Genomic DNA, 18,631 nt, shown 5'->3' with positions numbered 1-18,631 from the left:
GGACTGCTTTCCTCACCGCGCTTCGCGCGAGCTGCGACGCTTTACGTCCGGACACGCACCTCCTCCGACCCCGACCCCCTCCCGCCACCGACCCACGCGTCCGGGCGCGAGGCGGGCGAACCATCACGCACTCGCCCACTCACCCCTGCCGAGGCGGGGCATGGCTGGGGCCACAGGGCCGCACCCGCCCCAACCCTCAGCAGGGGAGGCGGGTTGGCGGGACCCACCGGGTCGCACCCGCCCCCGGCCCGAGCCAGGGCGCAGGGTTGCGGGGACCACCGGCGGGAGGGGGCCGGGGTCGGAGGAGGTGCGTGTCCGGACACTAAAGCGTGATTTGTGGCGCGCGAACGCCCGCATCCCAACTGTGGCCAGAGTCGCGCCGTAAATCATGCCGTCCGGACATGTACCTCCGGAGGCCCCGGCCCCCGGCCCCCGCACCACGACGACGCCCCCGCCGGATGGCGCACCGCCCCGGCCCCCGGCCCCCGCACCACGACGACGCACCCGTGCCCCCGCCGGATGGCGCACCGCCCCGGCCCCCGGCCCACAACGACGCGACCGCAACCCGCAACCACGCCCCCCGCCGGACGGCGCACCGCACCAGCCACGACAACCGCAACCGAAACGCCCCCCACACCGCCTGCTCAGCGCAGCGTCACCGCTTGGCCCGCCACCACCAGCAGCACCCCCTCACACTCCCCCGCCACCCCCGCGTTCAGCCTCCCCAGCTCGTCCCGGAACCGCCTCCCCGACACCGTCCCCGGCACCACCCCCGCCCCCACCTCGTTCGTCACCGCCACCACCGTTCGCCGCGTAGCCCGCACCGCCGCCACCAGCGCCCCCGTCCGCTCCCGCAGCGCCTTCTCGCCCCCCGCCGCCCACGCCGCGTCGTCCCACGCGTTCACCCGGTCCATCGCGTCCGTCAGCCACAGCGACAGGCAGTCGATCAGCAGCGGTGGCCCCTCCGCCGCGAGCAGCGGGACGAGGTCGCAGGTCTCCTCCGTGCGCCAGGACGCCGGCCGGCGCTCGCGGTGCGCGCGGACCCGGGCGTCCCACTCCGGGTCGCCCTCGCGGCCGCCGCCCGTCGCCACGTACAGCACCCCCGGAAACGCCGCGAGCCGCCGCTCCGCCTCCCAGGACTTGCCCGAGCGCGCGCCGCCGGTCACCAGCGTGCGCCGCGGCACCTCGGGCACCGGGTGGTACGCGCCGACCGTCAGCGTCGTCCCGTCGGGGACGGCCCGCGCGCCCGCCGCCGCCAGCCGCCGGTCCAGTTCCGCGCCGGGCGGCACATCGTGGTCGAGGTGGACGGCGACGACATCGGTGTCGGGCCCGATCGCACCGGCAGCCCGCAGCCGCGCCACCGCGTCGGGCCGGCCCACCACATCGGCGGCGACCATGTCGTACGGGACCGCGGCCCGGCCGTTCTCCGGTGAGAGACCGGCGGGCGCCCCGCCCGGCGGCAGATACAGCAGCCGCTGGCCGCCGGACGACGTCACCTCGTACCCCGTACCCGGCGCGTCCATCGGCACCGCCCGTACCCGGTGCCCGCTGAGCAGCGTCAGGACCCGGCCGTCCGCCACGCGGCCCGCCGTGGGCAGTCCGGCGGGCAGCTCCACAGCGGGACCGTCGTGCGGATGGCTCAGCAGGACCTGCCGTACGCCCGCGAGGGAGTGCGCGGCGCGGGCCGCGGCGAGCGCGGCCCCCGGGGTGAGGTCCAGCAGCAGGACGCCGTCCACCAGCAGCGCGGTCGCGGCGCGGGCGCGCTCGCCGCGGGCGGTCGCGCAGGCGGCGCAGGGGCAGTGGGGGCGGGGGAGTCCCGCGGGGGCTCCGGTGCCGAGCAGAGTCAGTTCCACGGGGTTGATCCTCCCGTGTCACCGCTCACGGTGCGCGCCCGGCTACGCTGCGGGCAGGAAATCGATCAGTTCCGCGGGACCTGGGAGGCGCACATGGCGTGGACGTGGCGGTTCGAGAAGGCCGACGGGACGGAGGTCCCGCCGGCGGTGGAGCCGGAGGAGTTCACGACGCAGGGGGACGCCGAGTCGTGGGTCGGCGAGGCGTGGAAGGAGCTCCTCGCGGGGGGCGCGGAGCAGGTCACGCTGTTCGAGGACGGTGCCAAGATCTACGGTCCGATGAGCCTGCGGGCCGAGGAGAGCTGACCGTACGCGTGCGGGCGCCCGCGGAGCGGTCCGCGGGCGTCCGGGTGCTCGTAGGGCGCCTACATCTCGCCGAGCGTGACCTCCACGGTCTTTGTCGCACCGCCCCGCGTGAAGGTCACCTTGATCTTCTGACCCGGCTTGTCCGAGGCGAGTTCCTCGGACAGCGAGGTGATCGTCGTGACGGGGGCGCCGTCGATCTTGGTGATGATGTCCCCGGGCTCGATCCCCGCCTTGGCCGCGGCGCCGCCCCTCGGGGCCGTGACGACCGCGACGCCGGCCGGCTGGAAGTCGGGGCCGAGTACGGTACGGCCGCTGATGCCCAGGGCCGCCCGGCCCGAGTCGATGACCCGGCCGTTCTTGATGATCTGGTCGGCGACCGTCTTCACCATCGACGCCGGGATCGCGAAGCCGATACCGGGCGCGGCGCTGTTGCCCAGCTGCTGATCGGTCGCGGCCAGTGTCGGGATGCCGATCACCTCGCTGTTCAGATTGACCAGCGCGCCCCCGCTGTTGCCCGGGTTGATCGCGGCGGACGTCTGCACCATGTTGGCGATGGTGGCACCCGTACCGCCGCCCGAGGAGGCCTCGCTGACGGTCCGTCCGACCGCCGAGACGATGCCCTGGGTGACGCTGCCCGACAGCCCCAGCGGTGACCCCATGGCCAGCACGATCTGACCGACCGCGACCGCCGAGGTCTCGCCGAACTTGGCGGCCTTCAGCCCCGCCGGGACTTTGTCGAGCTTGATGACGGCCAGATCCTGCTGGGGGAAGCTGGAGACGAGCTTGGCCCCGAGAAGCTGCTCGCTGTTGGCCACGGTGACCGAGAAGGTCCGCTGTTTGCCGACGACATGGGCGTTGGTGACGATGTGGCCCTGTCCGTCGTAGGCGACGCCCGACCCCAGATTGTTCCCGGCCTGGATCTGGACGACCGAGGGCAGCACATTCCTGATCGCCGTCTCGTAGGCGGTCTGCAGATCGTTGCCGGCGCGCCGCATGGCCGCCGCCTGGGTCGTGGTGTCGGGGTTCGACATACGGGAGCCCGGGGTGCCGGGGCCGGCGCAGCCGCCGGCCAGCGCCGCCGCACAGATCGCGGCGGTCAGAGGCAGCAGCGGCCGGCGGGCGCGGCGGCGGTGAAGGGAAACATCCATGCCCGGAGTATCCCGTTTGTCCTATCGGTGTGGCCTGCGGTGCACCGCCGATCAGGGGCCCGGCAGGCGGAGACACCGTCGCGGTACTCAGCGCGCCGCCGCCAGGAACTGGGTGGCCGCCAGTTCCCCGTACAGCGGATCGTTCGCCACCAGCTCGTCATGCGTGCCCACCGCCCGCACCTTGCCCGCGTCCATCACCACGATGCGGTCCGCGAGCGTCACCGTCGACAGCCGGTGCGCCACCACCAGCACCGTCACCTCCCGGGCCGCCTCCGCCACCGCGTCCCGCAGCGCCAGCTCGTTGACCGCGTCCAGCTGGGACGTCGCCTCGTCCAGGAGCAGCAGCCGGGGCCCGCGCAGCAGCGCCCGCGCGATCGCCACGCGCTGGCGCTCACCGCCCGACAGCTTCGAGCCGCGATGGCCGACCAGCGTCTCCAGACCGTCCGGCAGCCGCTCCACGAGCCCGTCCAGCCTGGCCCGCACCAGCACTTCGCGGATCCGCTCGTCGGTGGCGTCGGGGGCGGCGAAGACCAGATTCTCGCGCAGCGTCCCGGCCAGCACCGGCGCGTCCTGCTCGACATAGCCGATCGTGGCGCGCAGTTCGGGCAGCGGCCAGTCGCGTACGTCCCTGCCGTCGACCAGAACCCGGCCACCGGTCGCCTCGTAGAACCGTTCGATCAGCCCGAAGACGGTCGTCTTGCCCGCGCCCGAGGGGCCGACGAAGGCCGTCATCCCGGGGCCGGGGATCTCGAAGGAGACACCGTGATGGACGTACGGAAGCTCTTCGCGGTACCGGAAGGTGACGTCCTCGAAGACGACGGTGGCCGCACCTCCGTCGTGCCGCCCGGCTGTTGCCGCCTGGTCGGCCGCCGGTTCCAGGACCTCCGTCTCCAGCCGCTCCGCCTCCGCGATCCTGGCGACGGCCGCCGATCCCACCTGGTACTGCGTCACCGCCTGCACCAGCTTCGACACCGGATCCATCAGATAGAACAGGAACAGCAGGAACGCGATCAGCGTCGAGATGGAGATGGCCCCCGAGGCCACCCGCGCCCCGCCGATCCCCAGCACCGCCAGGAACGACACCTGGACGGCCAGTCCGACCGAGGACCCGGCCAGCGACTGCCATTTCGCGGCCCGTACGCCATGCCGCCACGCGTCCTTGGCCGCCGCCTCCACCACGGCCGCCTCGCGCTCCTCCGCGCCCGACGCCTTGACCGTACGGAACGCGCCGAAGGCCCGCTCCAGCACGGTGGATATATGGCCGACCGCCTCCTGCGACCGTCTCGTCGCCCGCGAGATCCTGGGCATGACCAGGGCCACGGCGGAGCCGATCACCACGATCACCCCCAGCGTCACCCCGAGCAGCACCACGTCCATCACGCCCATCAGCACGACGGTCGCCAGGAACGCGAGCCCGCCGGTGCCCGCCGAGACGATCGACTGGGTCGTCACCGCGCGCAGCAGGGTGGTGTCCGAGGTGACCCGGGACATCAGATCGCCCGGCTGGGTCCGCTCCACCTCGGGCAGCCGCAGCCGCAGCAGCCGCCCGATCAGGGTGCGGCGGGCGGCCAGGACGACGGACTCCGCGGTCCGCTCCAGGAGGTACGAGGCGAGCGCCTCGATCGCCGTACCGAACACCACCAGCCCCGTGAGCACCAGCAGGATGCCGGTGACCGAGCCGTCCTCACCGAGCCGCTCGACCAGGGCCTTGGCGGCGAGTGGCTGGGCCAGTCCGCTCGCCGCGCCGATCAGCGCCAGGAACGCGCCGAGGGCCACGATCCGGCGGTGCGGCCGGAAGTGCCGGTACAGGGCCCGCCAGGTCTCCCCGGCGGAGAGCCGGGCCGTCTCGGGTGCGCCGGCTGTGCCGCCGCTCTCTATGCTGCTCGCGCTGCTGCTCACGACCGTGAGGACGCGTCCGGGGGCCTGTCACCTGACCGACTCCCCGGCCGGGTCATGTGGTCAGCGCCTAGCCGCGCACGCCGCACAGGTGCAGCAGCGCGGCGACCCTGCGGTACGGCTCGGTGCGCCCCGCCCGGTCCTCCAGGGCCAGCAGCCGTTCCAGTTCCTCCCCGGCCGGTGGTTCCGCGTCCCCGGCCGCGCCGTCCGTGAAGACGCGTACGCCGTACCAGGCGTGCAGCGGCGCGGCGATCCCCGCCAGCGTGGCGGTCAGCGCCCCGAGCCGGTCCGCGCGTACCCGCAGCCCCAGCCGGTTGACATAGGTGTCCGTGTCGAAGGAGTCCAGCGCCCCCGCCCAGTCCCCGGCCAGGCCGGGCCGCAGGGCCAGGGTGTCCCCGTTGCGTACGAGCAGCGACAGCAGGCCGCCCGGTGCCAGCATCCTCGCCAGCCCCGCGAGCAGCGCGTCCCGCTCGTCGGCGTACATCAGCACGCCGTGGCAGAGGACCACGTCGAAGCTGCCGGGGAGGAAGTGCACCCCGGTCTCCAGGCCGTCGGCCTCGATCAGTCTGACCCGCTCGCGTATGCCCGCGGGCTCGTCGGCGAGCGCCGTACGCGCCGTGGTGAGCAGCGCGGCGTCCGACTCCAGCCCGGTGACCGTGTGTCCGGCGCGCGCCAGACGCAGGGCCTGGGTGCCCTGTCCCATGCCGACATCCAGGACGCGCAGCCGCTGCCCCACCGGGAAGCGGCCGGCGATCTGCTCGTCGAGCTGGCGCGCGACGAGTTCCTGCCGGACGACATGACGCAGCGCGCCACGGGTGGCCGGCCGGTCGGCCGAGCCTGCCGCGCGGCCGGAGACGTCCGTGCTCAGGGCCGCTCTCCGCGCTTGACCTGCGGCTTCGGCAGCCGCAGTCGGCGCATCTGGAGCGTACGCATCAGGCCGTAGGCCACCGCACCACGCTTCGGGGTGTCCGGGAAGTGCTCGGCGAGCTGCTTCTTCAGCCGGAACCAGAGCCCGATCGAGTCGATGACGATCAGCACGATCACACCGAGCCAGAGCAGCAGCGCGATGTTCTGGAGGGCGCCGACCCTGATCATGCTCAGTACGAGGATCACCACCGCGAGCGGCAGGAAGAACTCGGCCATGCAGAAGCGCGAGTCGACGAAGTCGCGGACGAAGCGGCGTACCGGCCCCTTGTCACGGGCGGGCAGATAGCGCTCGTCACCACTCGCCAGCGCCTCGCGCTGCTTCGCCAGATCCGCGCGGCGTGCCTCGCGCTGGCGCTTCATGGCCGTCTTGCGGTCGGTCGGCGTCGTGGAGGCGCGACGTCGCTGCGTCTGCGCCTCACTGCGCTTGGGAGTCGGGCGGCCCTTGGGGGCCTGCGGGTCGCGGGGCTGCGTGGAGAGGCCCGGTGTCACCTGGGTGGCGGGGGCCTTCTCTTCCTTGGAACGGCTTCGGAACACAAAACCCAAGGGTACGGGGTGTCGTGGTTGGACCCCACCCCCGAGGGGAACGATCCCGCAACAGCGAGCGTCTGTATGTGGACAGAGGGGGACTTTGTCTCCCCTGTCCCTGACGGCCGTCTACTCCCTGCGCCTGATCGGGGCGCGGAGCAGTCGTCCTTGGGGAGGAGCGCATCCGCGCTCGAACAGTGCGGTAATAGAGGCAGGGCCCGTACTGTGGGTTCTGTTGGAGTGCTGGAGCTGTAGTCCGTCAGAAGGGGGCGCGCGAAGCCCATGAGCGGTGTCATGAAGCGTATGGGGATGATCTTCCGCGCGAAAGCCAACAAGGCCCTTGACCGGGCCGAGGATCCGCGCGAGACCCTTGACTACTCGTATCAGAAGCAGCTTGAGCTGCTACAGAAGGTACGTCGCGGGGTCGCCGATGTGGCGACGTCCCGCAAGCGGCTGGAATTGCAGCTGAACCAGCTGCAGGGCCAGTCGTCGAAGCTGGAGGACCAGGGCCGCAAGGCGCTGGCGCTCGGCCGGGAGGACCTGGCGCGCGAGGCGCTCTCCCGCCGTGCCTCGCTCCAGCAGCAGGTCACCGACCTGGAGACGCAGCACCAGACGCTGCAGGGCGAGGAGGAGAAGCTCACGCTCGCCGCGCAGCGCCTCCAGGCCAAGGTCGACGCCTTCCGTACGAAGAAGGAGACCATCAAGGCCACCTACACCGCGGCACAGGCGCAGACCCGGATCGGGGAGGCCTTCTCGGGCATCTCCGAGGAGATGGGCGACGTCGGCATGGCGATCCAGCGCGCGGAGGACAAGACCGCGCAGCTGCAGGCGCGCGCCGGCGCGATCGACGAGCTGCTGGCCTCCGGCGCCCTGGACGACCAGTCCGGGATGGCGAAGGACGACATCGCCGCCGAGCTGGACCGGATCTCCGGTGGTACGGATGTCGAGCTGGAGCTCCAGCGCATGAAGGCGGAGCTCGCGGGCGGCTCGGCCCCGAAGCAGGCGATCGAGGGCGGTACCCAGGACGCCCCGCCGGCCTCGAACAAATTCGACAAGCAGTAGGGACTCGTCATGATCGTACGGATCATGGGGGAGGGCCAGGTGAAGCTGGCGGACAGCCACTTCACCGAACTCGACACGCTGGACGACGAGTTGCTGGCCGAGATCAGGAACGGCGACACGGACGGCTTCCGCCGTACGTTCCACGCCCTCCTGGACAAGGTGCGCGAGCTCGGCGAGCCGCTGCCCGATGACTCCCTGGAGCCGTCCGAACTGATCCTGCCCGCTCCTGGCGCGACCCTGGAAGAGGTCCGCGAGATGCTGAACGACGACGGCCTGATCCCCTCGGCCTGACCGGCGTCCACCCGCACTCCAGCACACCCCGCGTGCCCCGCGTCCCCGGCTCTGTCCGGCGGCGCGGGGCACGCGTCTGTGCGGTCCGCGTCCCGCGGTACGGGGCGCATGCGCGTGGGCGTCGCCACCCGTACCCCGTACCGTTGCTCCGTGACCCCTTCCGGATGCCCGGCGTGACCTCCCTCGGAACCGCGCTCGCCCGTGCGCGGAGCTGGGTGCGCGCGCATCCGCTCGCGTCCGACGGGGTGCTGGCCGCGGCCGTCCTCGCCGGCATGGTGCTCGGATCGTTCGCCGAGCCGCACGCCGGCCCCGGCGGCCCCACCTTCGGCACCCGCACCCCGGACCCGCTCAACGTCCTGCTGATGGTGCTCGGCGCGGGGGCGCTCGTCTTCCGCCGCCGCGCGCCCATGCCCGTACTGCTGTGCACCGGCGGACTGACCCTCCTCGATCTCTTCACGGGCCATCCGCCCGCCCCCGTCGTGTTCAGCGCCGTCATCGCGCTCTACAACGTCGGCGCCCACACCGACCGGCCCACCACCTGGCGGGTCGGCCTCGCGACCATGGGCGTGCTCACCGCCGTCGCGATGTGGCTGAGCCCCGAGCCGTGGTACGCACAGCAGAATCTGTCGATTTTCGCCTGGACCGGCATGGCCAGCGCCGCGGGCGACGCCGTACGCAGCCGCCGCGGCTTCATCGACGCCATCCGCGAACGCGCGGAACGCGCCGAACGCACCCGTGAGGAGGAGGCGCGCCGCCGGGTCGCCGAGGAGCGGCTGCGTATCGCCCGCGATCTGCACGATGTGGTCGCCCACCACATCGCCCTGGTCAATGTGCAGGCAGGCGTCGCCTCGCATGTCATGGACAAGCGCCCCGACCAAGCCAAGGAAGCCCTCGCCCATGTACGGGAGGCCAGCCGCTCCGCGCTCAACGAACTGCGCGCCACCGTCGGGCTGCTGCGCCAGTCCGGCGACCCGGCGGCCCCCACCGAACCCGCCCCCGGCCTCGCCCATATCGACGGACTCCTCGACACCTTCCGTCACGCGGGCCTGCCGGTGGAGTTCGCGGCGGACGGGGTGGACGGCCCCGGAAGCAGCCTCCCCGCCGCCGTCGACCTCGCCGCGTACCGGATCATCCAGGAGGCCCTGACCAACGTACGGAAGCACGCGGGGCAGGCGGCGAAGGCCGAGGTCAGCGTCGTACGCGTGGGCGCCACCATCGAGATCACCGTGCTGGACGACGGAAAGGGCACGGGCGAGCCCGCGGACGGCGGCGGCCACGGCCTCATCGGCATGCGCGAGCGCGTCACCGCCCTCGGCGGCACCCTCACCGCGGGGCCCCGCTACGGCGGCGGTTTCCGCACCCAGGCGATACTGCCGGTCATGAACCGCACGGGGGAGAACGCATGACGATCCGGGTCCTGCTCGCCGACGACCAGACGCTGCTGCGCAGCGCGTTCCGGGTACTGGTGGACTCCGAGCCGGACATGGAGGTCGTCGGGGAGGCCGCCGACGGCGCGCAGGCCGTGGCCCTCGCCCGTACCGCCCGGCCCGATGTCGTCTTGATGGACATCAGGATGCCCGGCACGGACGGTCTCGCCGCCACCCGCATGATCAGCGCGGAGCCGGACCTCGCCGGGGTGCATGTCGTCATGCTGACCACCTTCGAGGTCGACGAGTACGTCGTGCAGTCGCTGCGCGCCGGGGCGTCCGGCTTCCTCGGCAAGGGCGCGGAGCCGGAGGAGCTGCTCAACGCCATCCGGATCGCGGCGGCCGGCGACGCGCTGCTGTCGCCCGTCGCGACCAAGGGCCTCATCGCCACCTTCCTCGCGCAGGCCGCGAGTTCGGGCGACGGCCCGGACCCGGCGGTCAGCTCGGAACGGCTGGACGCCCTCACGGTGCGCGAGCGCGAGGTGCTGGTGCTGGTCGCGGGCGGCCACTCCAATGACGAGATCGCGGAGCGCCTCCAGGTCAGTCCGCTGACCGTCAAGACCCATGTGAACCGCGCGATGGCCAAACTAGGGGCCCGTGACAGGGCCCAATTGGTGGTAATCGCCTACGAATCGGGCCTGGTACGTCCAAGGGTGGAGTAGCACACCGCTCGCGTGTACTCCAGGCGCGGTATGCGCCGCATAAGGAACTCGACCTGCGGTCTACACTCCGGCCCCCGCTGATGGCCGATCGTATAGAGGGGCCGTTGTGCCCATCCGCCGGAGGCGCCGCAATGCCCCTCCACGGCCGAGCCGCCGCGTCCACCTGCCGCGTACACCACAGAAGAGAGACACCCAATGTCCTGGCTGTCAAAATTCAGCCTCGCGCAACGGGCCCTGATAGGGCTGATGTCGATCATCGCGATCGTCTTCGGAGCCATCGCGATACCGCAGCTCAAGCAGCAGCTCCTGCCCTCCATCGAACTCCCCATGGTGTCGGTGCTCGCCCCCTACCAGGGCGCCTCCCCCGATGTGGTCGAGAAGCAGGTCGTCGAACCGCTCGAAAACTCCATCAAGACGGTCGACGGCATCAGCGGCGTCACCTCCACGGCCAGTGAGGGCAACGCCGTCATCATGGCCAGCTTCGACTTCGGGGACTCGGGCACCAAGCAGCTCGTCGCCGATGTCCAGCAGGCCGTCAACCGCGCGCGCTCCCAGCTCCCCACCGACGTGGACCCGCAGGTCGTGGCCGGTTCGACGGACGACATCCCGACCGTCGTCCTCGCCGTCACCTCCGACAAGGACCAGCAGGCGCTCGCCGATCAGCTGGACCGTACGGTCGTCCCCGCCCTGGAGGACATCTCCGGCGTCGGCCAGGTCTCCGTCGACGGTGTCCGTGACCTCCAGATCGCCGTCACCCCCGACGACAAGAAGCTCGCCGCGGCGGGCCTCAACACCATGGCGCTCTCCGAGGCGCTCAAGGCCGGCGGCGCCACCTTCCCCGCCGGTTCGTTCTCCGAGGACGGCAAGAGCCGTACGGTCCAGGTCGGCGGCGGATTCACCTCGCTGAAGCAGATCGAGGACCTGCGGGTGCTGCCCCAGGCGCCCGCGGGCGGCTCCGGCGGCGGCTCCGCGGGATCGCCGGTACGCGTCGGTGACATCGCCACCGTCGAGCAGAAGCCGGCCGCCGCGACCTCGCTGACCCGTACGAACGGCAAGCCCAGCCTCGCCGTCATGGCCACCATGGACAACGACGGCAGCGCCGTCGCCATCTCGAACGCGGTCAAGGACAAGCTGCCCGGCCTCCGCAAGGACCTCGGCTCCGGCGCCACCCTCACCGTCGTCAGCGACCAGGGCCCGGCCGTCTCCAAGTCGATCTCCGGACTGACCACCGAGGGCGCGCTCGGCCTCCTCTTCGCCGTGCTCGTGATCCTGGTCTTCCTGGCCTCGATCCGCTCCACGATCGTCACCGCCGTCTCCATCCCGCTCTCCGTCGTCCTGGCGCTGATCGTGCTGTGGACGCGTGACCTGTCGCTCAACATGCTCACCCTCGGCGCGCTGACCATCGCGATCGGCCGGGTCGTCGACGACTCGATCGTCGTCCTGGAGAACATCAAGCGGCACCTGGGCTACGGCGAGGAGCGCGAGAGCGCCATCCTCACCGCGGTCAAGGAGGTCGCGGGCGCGGTCACCGCCTCCACCCTCACCACCGTCGCGGTGTTCCTGCCGATCGGTCTGACCGGCGGCATGGTCGGCGAGCTGTTCGGCTCGTTCTCGCTGACGGTCACGGCGGCGCTGCTCGCCTCGCTGCTCGTCTCGCTGACCGTCGTGCCGGTGCTCTCGTACTGGTTCCTGCGCCCGCCGAAGGCCGCCGTCGGGGTCAGCCCCGACGAGGCCCGTCGCCAGGCCGAGGAGAAGGAGGGCCGCAGCCGGCTCCAGCGGCTGTACGTGCCGGTGCTGCGCTTCGCGACCCGCCGCCGTATCACCAGCGTGGTCCTCGCGATCGTCGTCCTGCTCGGTACGTTCGGCATGGCGCCGCTGCTCAAGACCAACTTCTTCGACCAGGGCGAGCAGGAAGTCCTCTCCATCAAGCAGGAGCTGACCCCCGGCACCAGCCTGGAGTCGGCCGACGCCTCCGCGAAGAAGGTCGAGAAGGTCCTCTCCGGCATCGGGGAGATCAAGGACTACCAGGTCACCGTCGGCTCCTCCGGCTTCATGGCGGCCTTCGGCGGCGGGACGGGCGCCAACCAGGCGTCGTACCAGGTGACCCTGAAGGACTCCGCGTCGTACGAGAAGACCCAGGACCGCATCGAGAAGGAGCTGGCCGGGCTCGACGGCATCGGCCAGACGACGATCGCCGCGGGTGACGGCTTCGGCAGCCAGGACCTGAGCGTCGTGGTCAAGGCATCCGAGGCGGACACCCTCCGCACGGCCGCGAACCAGGTCCAGGCGGCCGTCGCGAAGCTCGACGACGTCACGGACGTACAGAGCGACCTGTCGCAGTCCGTCCCGCGCATCTCCGTCAAGGCCAACGCCAAGGCCGCGGAGGCCGGGTTCAACGACACCACGCTCGGTCTCGCCGTCGGCCAGGCGGTACGCGGCACCACCTCAGGCAAGGCGATCCTGGACGACACCGAGCGCGATGTCGTCGTCACCTCGGCCAAGCCCGCCAAGACGATCGCCGAGCTGAAGAACCTGCCCCTGGGCCCGGTGAAGCTCGGTCAGATCGCGGACGTGAAGCTGGTCCCCGGTCCGGTCTCGATGACCCGGATCGACGGCTCGCGGGCCGCGACGATCACGGCACGGCCGACCGGTGACAACACCGGCGCGGTCAGCGCCTCGCTCCAGTCGAAGATCGACGCCCTGGATCTGCCGGAGGGCGCGACCGCGTCCATCGGCGGTGTCTCGCAGGACCAGGGAGACGCCTTCGGACAGCTGGCGCTCGCCATGCTGGCGGCCATCGCGATCGTCTTCATGCTCCTGGTCGCGACGTTCCGCTCGCTGATCCAGCCGCTGATCCTGCTGGTCTCCATCCCCTTCGCGGCCACCGGCGCGATCGGCCTGCTGATCCTGACCGGTACGCCGATGGGCGTCCCCGCGATGATCGGCATGCTGATGCTGATCGGCATCGTGGTGACCAACGCGATCGTGCTGATCGACCTGATCAACCAGTACCGGTCGCAGGGCCTGGGCGTCGTGGAAGCGGTCATCGAGGGCGGCCGTCACCGGCTCCGCCCGATCCTGATGACGGCCCTGGCGACGATCTTCGCGCTGCTCCCGATGGCGCTGGGCGTCACCGGCGAGGGCGGCTTCATCGCGCAGCCGCTGGCGGTCGTGGTGATCGGCGGCCTGGTGACATCGACGCTGCTGACGCTGCTGCTCGTGCCGACGCTGTACGCGATGGTGGAGCTGCGGAAGGAACGCCGGGCGAAGAAGAAGGCGGCGAAGCGGGAGGCGAAGGGGAAGGGGAACGACACCCCGGCCTCGGAGTCGCCGCGCGAACCGGAACCGGTGAACGTCTGAGGTAGTGAACGTCTGAGGTAGTGAACGGGGATGCCCCGGGGCGGCCGCGAGGACCGGGCCGCTCCGGGGCATCGCTGTGGGCGGGTGTGGATTCATCTCACCCGCCCCGCCCACCTCGCCGCCCCCACCGCCCCCGCGCCGCATGCCGTCATCACCGTGAACAGTGGCACCGCCGTGTCCGCGCCGCCCAGTCCCGCCAGTGGTGCCACCACCGCCCCCAGCGCGCTCTGCGCCGTGCCGAGCAGTGCCGAGCCCGTGCCCGCCGCGGCCGGGACCCGGGCGAGCGCCAGGGACGTCGCGTTCGTGAGGACCAGGCCCAGGCCGGCGCACACCACCGCCATCGAGACCAGGCAGCCGGCCACCGTCAGTACTTCCGCGACGGCGGCGGCGAGCAGTGACACCGTGCCCGCGAGCACGGTGCGCACCCCCGTACGCAACAGCGGCTCCGGGGCGATCCGGCCCACCAGCCGCGCGCTCACCGCCCCGGCCAGCGCGGTGCAGACCGCGCCGCCCGCGAACGTCACGGACGAGACACCGACGCTCAGCCCCAGCACGTTCTGCAGCAGGAACGGCGACCCGGCGATGTAGCAGAACAGGGTGCCGAAGGCGAAGGCGTACGCGAGGGTGTAGCCGGCATACACGCCGTCGCCCGCGACCTCTCGTACCGTACGGAGCAGCTCCCCGCCGCTGCCCGTCCGCCGCCGCGACGGCGGCAGGCTTTCCGGTACGGCTACCGCCACGGCCGCCACGACCAGTAGCGCGACCCCGGCCAGCACCCAGAACACGCCCCGCCATCCGGCCGCCCCGATCACGGCGCCGCCCGCGAGCGGCGCGAGCACAGGCGCCGTACCGGACAGGGTCATCAGGATCCCGAACAGCCGTGCCGCCGCGGCCCCTTCGGCGACGTCCGTGACCACCGCCCGCCCGATCACGACCCCCGCGGCCCCGCTGAACCCGGCCACGAAGCGCAGGGCGATCAGCGGGCCCGGTCCCGGCGCGACCGCGCACAGCGCGGTGGCCGCGGCGCACACCGCCGCCCCCGCGAGCAGCGGCCCCCGTCGCCCGTACCGGTCCGACAGCGGACCGAAGACGAGATGGCCGGCCGTCATCCCGGCCAGGAACGAGGTCAGCGTCAGCTGCACCCCGGACGCGTCCGTACGCAGCTCCTCGGCCATCCGCGGAAAGGCCGGCAGATACATGTCCGTCGACAACGGACCGACGAAACAGAGCAGTACGAGCGCGACGGTGAGCCGGGAACGGGAGCGGGAGCGGGAACAGGAGCAGGATCGGGGCATGGGGCGGCAACCTCTTCGGTCCGGTACGGGGGAGACGGTGAATCGACCGGGAACACAAGGGATTGCTGGAGCGAGACGTAGTGAGAAGACGTGCGGCGGCTCCGGGAACCTGCCCTCGGGCGGAGTACGGCACCACGGCCGTGCTCAAGAACGCCTGAGCGGTTGGTGAACGCGACAGACCGTAGACGACACCAGGGGCGCCCCGCAATCGAGCGGGGCGCCCCTGGGCGCGGGCAATGCGACCACGCGGTCATGCGACCACGCGGTCATGCGACCACGCGGTCATACGACCACGGGTTACGGCAGCGCCAGCATCCGTTCCAGCGCCAGCTGCGCGAAGTCCGCCGTCTCCTTGTCGACCTGGATGCGGTTGACCTCGTTGCCCTCGGCCAGCGACTCCAGCGCCCACACCAGATGTGGCAGATCGATCCGGTTCATCGTGGAGCAGAAGCAGACCGTACGGTCGAGGAAGACGATCTCCTTGTCCTCGGCGGCGAAACGGTTCGCCAGCCGCTGTACGAGATTGAGTTCCGTGCCGATCGCCCACTTTGAGCCGGCCGGGGCCGCCTCCAGCGCCTTGATGATGTACTCCGTCGAGCCGACATAGTCCGCCGCCGCCACGACCTCGTGCTTGCACTCCGGGTGCACCAGCACGTTCACGCCCGGGATCCGCTCCCGTACGTCGCGGACGGAGTCCAGCGAGAAGCGCCCGTGCACCGAGCAGTGGCCGCGCCACAGGATCATCTTCGCGTCGCGCAGCTCCTGTTCCGTGAGGCCGCCGTTCGGCTTGTGCGGGTTGTACAGGACGCAGTCCTCCAGCGACATCCCCAGATCCCGCACCGCGGTGTTGCGCCCCAGGTGCTGGTCGGGGAGGAAGAGGACCTTGTCGCCCTGCTCGAAGGCCCAGTTCAGCGCGCGCTCGGCGTTGGAGGACGTACAGATCGTGCCGCCGTGCTTGCCGGTGAAGGCCTTGATGTCGGCCGAGGAGTTCATGTACGAGACGGGGACGACCCGCTCGGCTATGCCGGCCTCGGTCAGTACGTCCCAGCACTCCGCGACCTGCTCGGCGGTGGCCATGTCGGCCATGGAGCAGCCCGCGGCCAGGTCGGGCAGGACGACCTTCTGGTCGTCGCCGGTCAGAATGTCCGCGGACTCCGCCATGAAGTGCACGCCGCAGAAGACGATGTACTCGGCGTCGGGCCGCGCCGCCGCGTCCCTGGCCAGCTTGAAGGAGTCGCCGGTGACATCCGCGAACTGGATGACCTCGTCACGCTGGTAGTGGTGGCCGAGGACGAAGACCTTGTCCCCGAGCTTCTCCTTCGCCGCGCGGGCGCGCTCCACCAGGTCCGGGTCGGACGCGGCGGGCAGATCGCCCGGACACTCCACGCCCCGCTCGCTGCGCGGGTCGGCCTCGCGGCCGAGCAGCAGCAGGGCGAGGGGCGTCGGCTGGACGGCGAGATCCTGACGGGGTTGGGCGGTGGTCACGTCACGCACCCTTTCTTCTCTGCAGACGAGCCTTTTCGTCTAATTGACGCTATCTATGATAGCTGGTTCACGTCACTTTGACGATGCCGATAGCGTCGATGTGACGCATTCCCGGGCGAGGTCCCGCCGGTGCCCCGGGCGAGGTCCCGCCGGTGCCCCGGGCGGTGCCCCGCCGGTGCGCCGGGCGAGGTCCCCGGGGGCCACCCGCTGCCGCATCGCGAGCCGGTGTGCGAGCATGAAGGAGGGAAAGACACGCGCCAGCGCCCGGAATGATTCCGCGGCCGAGCCGGTTGCACTGTCGGCAAGCAGTCCGTACAACCCGGGAGAGAAGCAGATGTCCGTATCGGACGAGACCACCACCGTGAGCGACGGCATCCTCCTGTCCGACGCCGCCGCGGGCAAGGTCAAGGCCCTGCTGGACCAGGAAGGCCGGGACGACCTCGCACTGCGCGTCGCCGTACAGCCCGGCGGCTGCTCCGGCCTGCGTTACCAGCTGTTCTTCGACGAGCGCTCGCTCGACGGCGATGTCGTCAAGGACTTCGGTGGCGTCAAGGTCGTCACCGACCGGATGAGCGCCCCGTACCTGGGCGGCGCCTCCATCGACTTCGTCGACACCATCGAGAAGCAGGGCTTCACGATCGACAACCCGAACGCGACGGGCTCCTGCGCCTGCGGGGACTCCTTCAGCTAGGCCCTGTCCGGACCCAGGACACAGCGCGCGAGCGAAAGGCGGCGGCCCCGGAACCCCGGGGCCGCCGCCTTTCACCCGTCACCCGCGCCGCGTCAGTGCAGCGGCAGCGGGTCGCCTGTCGTCGCCTCCACCACGCGCCGGTCGCCCAGCGGCTTCTCCAGGGTCACCTTCGCCGTCTGGAACTTGGCCATCGCCACACAGACCGTCCCCGGCTCCGGGCGGGACTCGCTCAGCCTCACCTTCACCGCCGTACCGCTCTCGTCCGCCGATGCCGTGTACGTACTGCACACGCCGCCCGAGAAGTGCAGCGTCAGGGTCCGCCCCTCGGTGCTGTACGAGGTGACCCGCTCGCCCGGCAGCTCCTCGCCCGGCCGCGGCTGCGCCTGCGGGGGCACCGGCTTCGGCTTCGGCTTCGCCAGGAACTCCGGAGCGACCGCGGGCTGGGTGACCGTGTACGGCATGGCGTCCCCGCCCGGTACCACCTCGAACAGCCAGGACGGTACGAGAGCCCCGCGCCCGTCCACGGACAGCATCGCCAGCCCGAAGACCGCCTTCTCGACCACCATCGGCGCCGCCTCGGGGGCGTCCTCCGGTGTGCACGGAGCCGAGGGCTTCCCGCCCTCCGGCGACGTACCGCCCTCCAGCGGCGCCGGGGTCGCGCAGCCGCCGATGCGGCCGCGGCCGGTGGTGTCGCCCGACGCGTTCAGCTCCTTCAGCGCCTCGTCCGCGCCGATCACCGGATAAGAGTCGCTCTGCTCGGGTGCCTTCAACTGGCCGGTGCCGCCCGTCACTTGCCCGTCGGCGCCCACCTGGATCCCGGTGGACCAGCCATAGGTGGGCAGCCCGCCGATCACCGGGTCCGCGTTCACCACCCGGATCGCGCCCATCAACTGGCGGGCGTCCAGCGCGGCCTTGTCCTGGCCCAGCGCCTTCAGTACCGGAGCCGCCGCCCGCTTCGCCGCCGCCTCGCTCACGGGGTCACCCCCGGCGACGGCTCCCTCTCCGGGGCCGCCGCCGTCGCTCGGACAGCTCTTCCCCTTGAGGCAGTTGTCGCTGCCCGATGGGCGGTACCGGTCGAAGGTCCAGGTTCCCGGCGCCTGCTTGGCGACCCGGAGCAGCGGGCCCGAACCGTCCTTCTCCGTACCGACCTTCCAGGCCGTCCCGTCCGCCCGCGGCGTGCCCGGCACACCCAGCGCCTCCGCCAGCCGGGCCACGTCCGCCGCCGCGACCTCTCCGTTCGTACGGTAGACACGGGCCGTCGCGGGACCGTCGGGCAGCGAGCCCTTGGCGCGGTAGGTGACCCCGCTCGGATCCGGCTCGCCGGGCGCGATACCGGGCGGCTCGGAGGGGCTGGTCCCGGACGCGGATCCAGATCCGGTTCCGGATCCGCTCGCCGCGCTGTCGAGGGCGAGCAGCGGTGGCCCGCCGTTCCCCGCCGTACCGCTCCTGCCGTCCGTACCGTCGCCGGAGGCGCTTGTGGCGAAGTACGCGCCACCGCCCCCGGCGATCAGTACCGCCGCCGTCACCGTGGCGACGGCGAGCGGGGAACGCCGCCGGCGCGGGCGTTCGGCGGCGTCGGCGCCTGCTGTGCTCTCCTGAGGCCGCTCCGTGCTGGTCACCGCTGCGCTCCTTCGACTGTGGATCGTCCCGGGTCGTCCCCTGACGCCGGTGGGACGGAACGGAGGAGCGCGCGGTTCCCCGGACTA

Annotated in this window: 15 protein-coding genes; 7 read left to right on the top strand and 8 right to left on the bottom strand. The window is 71.7% G+C overall.

All coding sequences use genetic code 11. The annotated features are described in order from the left end of the window. Positions 1 to 644 precede the first annotated feature (644 nt). The gene (locus IF11_RS0132820) at positions 645 to 1,853 is read right to left on the bottom strand and encodes a bifunctional adenosylcobinamide kinase/adenosylcobinamide-phosphate guanylyltransferase (protein WP_030355442.1); all 1,209 of its coding nucleotides are present in this window, start codon (positions 1,851 to 1,853) and stop codon (positions 645 to 647) included. 93 nt (positions 1,854 to 1,946) lie between these two features. On the opposite strand from IF11_RS0132820, the gene IF11_RS0132815 reads away from it, so the two are divergent. Then, positions 1,947 to 2,156, top strand: a complete 210-nt coding sequence (locus IF11_RS0132815) for a hypothetical protein (protein ID WP_030355441.1) — start codon at positions 1,947 to 1,949, stop codon at positions 2,154 to 2,156. A 59-nt stretch (positions 2,157 to 2,215) separates the two neighbouring features. Here the strand turns inward: IF11_RS0132815 and IF11_RS0132810 are convergent, their stop codons facing one another. The 4 genes from IF11_RS0132810 to IF11_RS0132795 all read right to left on the bottom strand — a co-directional run bounded on the left by IF11_RS0132810 (position 2,216) and on the right by IF11_RS0132795 (position 6,661). Next, positions 2,216 to 3,304, bottom strand: coding sequence for a S1C family serine protease (locus IF11_RS0132810; RefSeq protein ID WP_030355440.1), 1,089 nt, complete (start codon positions 3,302 to 3,304; stop codon positions 2,216 to 2,218). Positions 3,305 to 3,391: 87 nt separating this feature from the next. Then, the gene (locus tag IF11_RS0132805) at positions 3,392 to 5,182 is read right to left on the bottom strand and encodes an ABC transporter ATP-binding protein (protein ID WP_030355439.1); all 1,791 of its coding nucleotides are present in this window, start codon (positions 5,180 to 5,182) and stop codon (positions 3,392 to 3,394) included. A gap of 88 nt (positions 5,183 to 5,270) precedes the next feature. Beyond that, the gene (locus IF11_RS0132800; RefSeq protein ID WP_078491037.1) at positions 5,271 to 6,005 is read right to left on the bottom strand and encodes a class I SAM-dependent methyltransferase; all 735 of its coding nucleotides are present in this window, start codon (positions 6,003 to 6,005) and stop codon (positions 5,271 to 5,273) included. A gap of 59 nt (positions 6,006 to 6,064) precedes the next feature. After that, complete coding sequence (locus IF11_RS0132795) at positions 6,065 to 6,661, bottom strand: DUF3043 domain-containing protein (protein WP_030355437.1); 597 nt, start codon at positions 6,659 to 6,661, stop codon at positions 6,065 to 6,067. A 285-nt stretch (positions 6,662 to 6,946) separates the two neighbouring features. Here IF11_RS0132795 and IF11_RS0132790 point away from each other — a divergent pair, with 285 nt between their 5' ends. The 5 genes from IF11_RS0132790 (at position 6,947) to IF11_RS0132770 (ending at position 13,454) form a co-directional block, all read left to right on the top strand. Then, on the top strand, positions 6,947 to 7,714 hold the full coding sequence (locus tag IF11_RS0132790; protein ID WP_030355436.1) for a PspA/IM30 family protein: 768 nt from the start codon (positions 6,947 to 6,949) through the stop codon (positions 7,712 to 7,714). Between the two features lie 9 nt (positions 7,715 to 7,723). Then, on the top strand, positions 7,724 to 8,005 hold the full coding sequence (gene pspAA / locus IF11_RS0132785) for a PspA-associated protein PspAA (RefSeq protein ID WP_030355435.1): 282 nt from the start codon (positions 7,724 to 7,726) through the stop codon (positions 8,003 to 8,005). Between the two features lie 164 nt (positions 8,006 to 8,169). Next, positions 8,170 to 9,411, top strand: coding sequence for a sensor histidine kinase (locus IF11_RS0132780; RefSeq protein WP_206300611.1), 1,242 nt, complete (start codon positions 8,170 to 8,172; stop codon positions 9,409 to 9,411). Continuing rightward, positions 9,408 to 10,094, top strand: a complete 687-nt coding sequence (locus IF11_RS0132775) for a response regulator (RefSeq protein WP_030355433.1) — start codon at positions 9,408 to 9,410, stop codon at positions 10,092 to 10,094. Before IF11_RS0132780 ends, IF11_RS0132775 begins: the two co-directional genes overlap by 4 nt. Before the next feature lie 195 nt (positions 10,095 to 10,289). Then, entirely contained in the window at positions 10,290 to 13,454 is a 3,165-nt protein-coding gene (locus IF11_RS0132770; protein WP_030355432.1) for an efflux RND transporter permease subunit, read from the top strand. A gap of 92 nt (positions 13,455 to 13,546) precedes the next feature. Here the strand turns inward: IF11_RS0132770 and IF11_RS0132765 are convergent, their stop codons facing one another. Beyond that, the gene (locus IF11_RS0132765; protein ID WP_051746417.1) at positions 13,547 to 14,749 is read right to left on the bottom strand and encodes a multidrug effflux MFS transporter; all 1,203 of its coding nucleotides are present in this window, start codon (positions 14,747 to 14,749) and stop codon (positions 13,547 to 13,549) included. A 297-nt stretch (positions 14,750 to 15,046) separates the two neighbouring features. Continuing rightward, positions 15,047 to 16,234: a quinolinate synthase NadA gene (gene nadA, locus IF11_RS0132760; RefSeq protein WP_030355430.1), complete on the bottom strand. Its 1,188-nt coding sequence runs from the start codon at positions 16,232 to 16,234 to the stop codon at positions 15,047 to 15,049. A gap of 334 nt (positions 16,235 to 16,568) precedes the next feature. Here nadA and IF11_RS0132755 point away from each other — a divergent pair, with 334 nt between their 5' ends. After that, positions 16,569 to 16,925: a HesB/IscA family protein gene (locus IF11_RS0132755; RefSeq protein WP_030355429.1), complete on the top strand. Its 357-nt coding sequence runs from the start codon at positions 16,569 to 16,571 to the stop codon at positions 16,923 to 16,925. 92 nt (positions 16,926 to 17,017) lie between these two features. Here the strand turns inward: IF11_RS0132755 and IF11_RS0132750 are convergent, their stop codons facing one another. Beyond that, positions 17,018 to 18,544 carry a hypothetical protein gene (locus IF11_RS0132750; protein ID WP_030355428.1) on the bottom strand — a complete coding sequence of 509 codons (1,527 nt, stop codon included), beginning with the start codon at positions 18,542 to 18,544 and terminating at the stop codon, positions 17,018 to 17,020. Positions 18,545 to 18,631: the final 87 nt, after the last annotated feature.

Origin of the sequence: Streptomyces scopuliridis RB72, from assembly GCF_000718095.1 — a bacterium.
Lineage (GTDB): Bacteria > Actinomycetota > Actinomycetes > Streptomycetales > Streptomycetaceae > Streptomyces > Streptomyces scopuliridis.
This window is presented reverse-complemented; position numbering and strand designations above follow the sequence as displayed.